This window comes from Lysinibacillus sp. UBA6686, assembly GCF_002455205.1.
Taxonomy (GTDB): Bacteria; Bacillota; Bacilli; order Bacillales_A; family Planococcaceae; genus Lysinibacillus; species Lysinibacillus pakistanensis.
In genome coordinates this window covers 35,374-41,934 of the sequence record NZ_DKJS01000062.1, presented here as the reverse complement: position 1 = coordinate 41,934, position 6,561 = coordinate 35,374, and the positions used below count along the sequence as shown (strand labels likewise).

Below are 6,561 nucleotides of genomic sequence, written 5' to 3'. Positions count from 1 at the left end.
CACCTTCATTTGACTTAGTAGTGTTCACAAAGAATCCTTTGACCATTTAGTTTTTCAACACTATGAAAAGCGCGAGCAATAATTGCTCGCGCCTTTTTAGTGTTTTATGATGGGACAAGTTCTTTTATTTAGCATATGGTAGGACCATTTTTTGGAACTGTTCAAATGTAGTTTTCTGATCACTATATAATCGTTTAATTTGATACACATCATCATACGGCTTATTATAGCCAGGCTGTGTTGAAAACGCCATGACAAATCCTGCTTCTTTTACTGCATAAATTGAATTCGACGTATATTGTCCAAATGGATATGCAAATGCTTTTGCTTCAGGGATAAGTGTTAAGCTTTGTTTTAAATCCTGCACTACTTCATGGTATGGAATTAGTAGCATCTTCCCTTTATTTCCTATTAAATCATGTAGGTTGTAAGTATGGGAGCCATAGGAAAAGACATCTTGCATATTTTCAATATCCTGACGGGAAAGTGCCTGTAGGTCGTCATAATTAAACATTTGCTCAGCTGCTGAACTTTCATTGCGTGATGTAATTAAAAACTGAGTAGCTTTGAAGCCGTTTTTTTGAAGAACTGAATAAGCATATTCACGTGTTGAAAGCAAGCCATCATCAAAGGTTAAGACAATGGAATAAGCTGGTAATGTAATTTCATTGCGCATAAAACGCAATAGTTCATCCGTAGTAATCGTTTCATAGTTTTTAGTTTTTAAAAACTGCATTTCTCTTGTAAATTGTACATCCGTCATCGTTGTGCTGACATTTTTAAAGCGGCCCAGCTCATGTTCCTTTAAAAAATGATGATACATCATAACAGGAACGCCACGATCAAGCGCTACTTTTGAGCTATGGATATACCCCTCACGTCCCCCAATAACTGTTACATACCAGCTGCCCTCTTTTCGTAAAATCGGGTAACGACGGTTTGTATCTAGCTTAGCAAAAGGGGCTAATGTTTTATTGGTACAGTCATAAATCTCACTGTTTGCAGAAATCGGGATGAAATACTCATTTTTTACAGCATGGTCCTTCCCAATATTTTTATAAGAAGGTGTATTCATTAATTTTAATTTATTTTTTTCTGCATAAAGATAGGTTTGCCCCCATCGAACCTTTACATATGTTTCGTCTGATGCATCGACAACCTCAAGCTGTTGCCCCTTCAGTAATAGGGCAATAGTCATTGGCTTGTCTCGACGTAGGTCATAGAGAGTGACATTTTCTAAAGCCTGCATATAACCATTTTGCTTACTAGGAGGTGGTGGGGTCGGGGTAGGCTTTTCAACAGGTTTTGTGTTATTTGGATTCGTAGTCTCCTGTCCTTGTTCTTCTTCAACAAAATTACTATGTACAAATCCTAACCGTCCATTCACTGCTATGCCATACCAATCCCCCATTTTATTATAAATAGGAAAACGAACTCCCTCTGAAAGGGTTGCAAATTGTACAAGCTTATTACCGCTATTATCAAAAATTGGAGCAACGCGTGTTGGAACAATATAATCCTTTATTGTTGCTACCATTGGGACTTTGTTTTTATAGGTTGTTGCTGATACAACTGTTGTATAACGCTTATCAACATACCCATAGTAACCTGCCCAACGTATTTGCCACCAGTTAGCCCCATAATCTTTAGTTACTTCAAAGGTTTGTCCAGCTGATAATGTGCCCACCTGCACGAGTGAGCCTGAACGATTATCAAAGACAGTTGCTTCTTCATTCACTTGGATAATCATATTATTTGCATATACTTTTCCAGCAAAAGGTAGGATCATCATGAATAGAAGCAATAATACGATGCGTTTCACTTTCTTCACCTCAAATATTTTAATCCTCTTTAGTCATCTAAAAAATCGTACGGTGAAACCCCGTCCATTCCAATCATTGGATGGATCAACGGTTCTGTTTCAACCGTTAACTTTACATCTTTTTTCGGCTCTTCATCTATTTCCACTGCTACTGCTTCTCTTTCAGTTATTTCCTCTGCAATATCCATTGGATTAAGTCTTGCACGTAAAGAAGTAAAGCGCTGTAGATCATCTGTACGCTGTAAGCCATCTGCGAGCACTTCTGGCTCACCACATAAAATCAGAAAGTTTTTCGCACGGGTAATACCAGTATATAGCAGATTACGACGCAACATTTTAGAATAGCCTCGAACTACTGGCATAATTACTGTCTGAAATTCCGAGCCTTGTGATTTATGAATGGAACAACAATAGGCGAGTGTCAATTGATTGAGGTCACTGCGTTGATAGGTTACTTCAATGCCGTCAAAAGAAACAACAAGTAAATCCTGTTTCTCGATAGTTTCCTTCGCCTTGATAATACTGATGACTTCACCCATATCTCCATTAAAAACATTGCTTTCCGGCTGATTGACAAGCTGTAATACTTTATCCTTGATACGATAGGTTACATCACCAAAGACAAGCTCTTTTCTAGAACCAGTATCGTTTGGATTTATGAGCTCTTGAATCATTTTATTCAGGTTATCAATGCCTGCTGGTCCCTTGTACATTGGTGCTAACACTTGAATATTGCGAATTTCTTGTCCTTTCGCAACTGCACTCTTTACCACCTGTGTAACAACACTTGCTACTTGATCTGAGGAGGCTTTAATAAAGGAGCGGTCAGACGTTTTTACCGATAAATCATTTGGGATTGTACCGCGTTTAATTTGATGGGCAAGTTCAATAATAGTTGAGCCCTCTGCCTGTCTATACACTTCAGTTAATTCAACAGTTGGAATTTGATGCGAGGCCAATAAATCCTTTAACACCTGTCCAGGTCCTACTGGAGGGAGCTGATCCTGATCACCCACAAATATAACTTGAACTTCCTCATGTAGAGCTTTCAATAATTGATGAGCAAGCCAAGTATCCACCATTGACATTTCATCAACAATGATGAGCTTTCCTGTAACCTCACGCTCTGTTTCCTCTTCCTTTTCTTGTCCAGTAAATCCTAATAATCGATGAATGGTCATTGCAGGAAGTTCTGTTGATTCTGATAAACGCTTAGCAGCACGACCTGTAGGAGCGCATAAAATAATGGGAAAGGGTTCTTCTTTTTGCGCATATTCCTTTGGATTTAATGATAAACCATGAAGTTTTGCATATACTTCCACTACTCCTCGTACAACCGTTGTTTTACCGGTACCTGGACCACCTGTTAAAATCATAACAGCCGAGTTTAAGGCCTGTTCAATAGCATTGGCCTGTGTTTCGGCATAGGTCACATGAAGTAAGTCCTCTGTTTCTCCAATCGCTTTCCGAATTTCGTCCCTACTAAAATGCTCAGCTTTCTTATTCCGTTCAATTAATGACACTATTTTAGAGGCGATTCCTACTTCTGAAAAATAGAGAGACGGTAAATACAGCCTTGTTTCTTCCCCACAAATTTTACTTTCCTCACGCAATTCAATACAGGCCTTTGATATTGCCTCAAATGGTATTTCCTCTCGTTGGCTTTGCTCTAGCATATCTTTGACTAAGGGCAAAACTTGCTCAGCATCTAAAAACACATGCCCCTCTGATAAAGCTGCTGTATTTAGAATATGTAAAATAGCGGCCTTAATACGGTCTGGATGATTACCAGTAATCCCTAATTTTGCACCTAGCTCATCTGCACGAACGAATCCCACACCTTCAACATCTTCAATTAGACGATATGGATTTTCTGTTAGAAGCTCAATGGCATCAGTGCGATATGTTTGGTAAATTTTCATACCGAGCTGAGGTCCAAATCCCCATTCATTTAACTGGATCATTACTCGCTCAAGACCTAAATTTTGTTCGATTGTACGGTGGATAACCTCTTTTTTTTCGGCTGATAGACGAGGGACACTATCAAGCACATTTGGGTCCTCCAAAATTAGACGTAGAGCATTGGCTCCAAGTTTCTCTACAATTGTTTCAGCCGTTTTTTTTCCAATACCAACAAATAAATCACTTGATAGGTAATGAATGATTCCTTGCTCTGTTGCTGGAACCTCTTTGGTAAACGTCTCAATTTGAAATTGTACACCGTATTTTGGATGCTGTCTCAATAAACCTGTAAAACGATATTGTTCATCCATTTGTAATGGCGGAAAATAGCCGACAACAATGATTTCTTTATCTTCATATTGTAAATTGGTCTCTTGAATTTTCACACGAACAATCGAATACATATTTTGAGCATTATGAAAGATAGAGACGATTGGACGTCCGAGTATAAAAAATTTATTTAGTTCAAATAAATCAAGATTCTCAGCCATCGTCAATTCGTCCTTTCATGTGCGATTCAATCTTTTTATTTTACCACAATATAGTGCTAATAATTGTTTAAAAAGAGAATTCACTCAATTCTTTTAACATTATTTTGACAATTGATATTTCGCATCTTTTATCAATCTTTCCATGCTATGATAAAGGTGAAATTTTGTTGCACGGAAGGATTGTGAAGCTATTGGAATTTAGACCTTGCATCGATTTACACGATGGCAAAGTAAAGCAAATTGTGGGGAGCACATTGGGACATGCAGATCAAAAAGTCATTGAAAATTTTATTTCCAATCATGACTCTAGTTATTATGCAAAAATGTTTGCTCAGGATCAATTAACAGGTGGTCACGTTATAATGCTCGGTGAAGGAAATGACGAGGCTGCATTAACAGCGCTTGCAGCTTATCCTGATGGTCTGCAAGTAGGTGGTGGAATCACTACAAAAAATGCCAAAAAGTATATTGATGCTGGCGCTTCGCATGTAATTGTGACTTCTTTTATTTTTCATGATGGCAAGCTTGATATGGATCGACTGATGGAACTCGTACAAAAAATTGGCAAACAGCATTTAGTCATTGATTTAAGCTGTCGAATGCGCAATGATAAATGGTATGTTGTTACTGATAAATGGACAAAATTTAGTGATTTCCAGGTCAATGCTGCGTCCATCGCTTATATTGAAAATTTCTGTGATGAGCTGCTCATTCATGCGGTTGATGTGGAAGGAAAAAAAGGTGGTATGCAGGAAAGCTTAGTACGTGATCTAACAGCATGGACTACTATCCCAACAACGTATGCTGGAGGGATCCGTTCCATTGAGGACTTAGAGAAATTCAAGAAGTTAGCGAATGGTAAACTTCACGTGACAATTGGAAGTGCCCTTTCAATTTTTGGCGGAGAATTACCATATGTAGATGTAGTAAACTATTGTAAAAAGGGCGGGGTATTGTGAAATTAATTTATAAAGATATTATTTTTCCTTTTCAAGAAACAAATTTAGAGCGTATTATAGACGGCAAGTACTTTAAGGTAAATACTATGGATAATTCACGCTCCTTGCATGTACAGCTAGATAATGAGCAGATGCTACTAGAGTTTTCCAAATCCTTAAAGGCAACATGCGGCTTCCTACGCGATCAGGAAACAGAGCCTTATATAGATACTTATATAGACTTACAAATTTTTGTTGATGAATTTAATAAACGCTACAATTTAAATGCAGAAATAGTGATTTAAACCTTTGGCCAGGTTGTAAGTATATTTTAAACTTATCAAGTTTCACTTCAGTAAAGCGCTAGAAATCAAAGTTTGATTTCTAGCGCTTTTAAGGTTTAGACCAGATTGTGTCTTTTCTCTCTAACATAAACTTTTCTTAAAACTCATAATCGGTCACATTTTTCCAAACTCTTACAAATGTTAGTGTATTTTTATTTATCAGCGTACATATTTCTATTTTTTAGCTTTTTTTGATAAGCTTTAGATAAATGAGGTAATTAACAGTTTGGAAGAAAGGATTTAAGATAGCATGAAAAACGAACTTGAGGCAATAACTTTTAAAAATTTACAAATAGAGCTAACACGTTTCTTTTTAGCCTATAAATTTGCTTTACAGGAAATCGAAACCAAAATTAATATTTTACAAGAAGAATTTAAGCTAATTCATGAATACAATCCAATAGAACATGTTTCAACCCGAATAAAATCACCAAAAAGTATATTAATGAAAATAAAGAAAAAGAGCATTGAACCATCCATTGAAGATATTCGCGAAAATATAAGGGATATTGCTGGGGTCAGAATTACATGCTCCTTTGTAGAGGATATTTATAAAGTAAGCGCTATGCTACAGGCACAACATGATATTGAAATTGTAGATGTAAAGGATTATATTGCCTATCCAAAGGACAATGGCTATCAAAGCTTACATCTCATTATCAAAATTCCTATCTTTATGTCCGATCATATGGAGAAGGTATATACAGAGATTCAAATCCGTACAATAGCAATGGATTTTTGGGCAAGCTTAGAGCATAAAATTTATTATAAGTATAACAAGGAAGTACCAGAGCATATTCGTATTGAATTAAAAGAAGCCGCTCTACAAGCAGCAGAGTTAGATCGAAAAATGGAGCGCCTGAATAAAGAGATCAATATTTTAAAAGAAAATGAAACTGAGCCTTCATTGCTAGACAGTACGCCTATTTCACATTTAGCTAAATACCTGACAGAATTACCTAACAAATGACACCGGAATGTCATTCATGTTGTTGAAATACTAT

At 36.9% G+C, this 6,561-nt stretch carries 5 protein-coding genes; 3 read left to right on the top strand and 2 right to left on the bottom strand.

Going from position 1 to position 6,561, the window contains the following annotated elements:
* Nucleotides 1–124: 124 nt before the first annotated feature.
* Both B2R82_RS16485 and B2R82_RS16480 read right to left on the bottom strand, forming a co-directional pair.
* On the bottom strand, nt 125–1,822 hold the full coding sequence (locus tag B2R82_RS16485) for a polysaccharide deacetylase family protein (RefSeq protein ID WP_286925971.1): 1,698 nt from the start codon (nt 1,820–1,822) through the stop codon (nt 125–127).
* A gap of 29 nt (nt 1,823–1,851) precedes the next feature.
* Complete coding sequence (locus B2R82_RS16480; RefSeq protein WP_286925970.1) at nt 1,852–4,275, bottom strand: ATP-dependent RecD-like DNA helicase; 2,424 nt, start codon at nt 4,273–4,275, stop codon at nt 1,852–1,854.
* A gap of 191 nt (nt 4,276–4,466) precedes the next feature.
* On the opposite strand from B2R82_RS16480, the gene hisA reads away from it, so the two are divergent.
* From hisA to B2R82_RS16465, 3 genes are all read left to right on the top strand, one after another.
* Nucleotides 4,467–5,234 carry a phosphoribosylformimino-5-aminoimidazole carboxamide ribotide isomerase gene (gene hisA / locus B2R82_RS16475; protein WP_286925973.1) on the top strand — a complete coding sequence of 256 codons (768 nt, stop codon included), beginning with the start codon at nt 4,467–4,469 and terminating at the stop codon, nt 5,232–5,234.
* Nucleotides 5,231–5,518, top strand: a complete 288-nt coding sequence (locus tag B2R82_RS16470) for a hypothetical protein (protein ID WP_286925969.1) — start codon at nt 5,231–5,233, stop codon at nt 5,516–5,518. Before hisA ends, B2R82_RS16470 begins: the two co-directional genes overlap by 4 nt.
* 289 nt (nt 5,519–5,807) lie before the next feature.
* Nucleotides 5,808–6,527, top strand: coding sequence for a GTP pyrophosphokinase (locus tag B2R82_RS16465; protein ID WP_286925967.1), 720 nt, complete (start codon nt 5,808–5,810; stop codon nt 6,525–6,527).
* Nucleotides 6,528–6,561 lie beyond the last annotated feature (34 nt).

Bases quoted from the DNA above. Each gene is read 5' to 3' on its own strand.
- B2R82_RS16480 (WP_286925970.1), bottom strand. From the start codon at position 4,275: ATGGCTGAGAATCTTGATTTATTTGAACTAAATAAATTTTTTATACTC.
- B2R82_RS16465 (WP_286925967.1), top strand. From the start codon at position 5,808: ATGAAAAACGAACTTGAGGCAATAACTTTTAAAAATTTACAAATAGAG.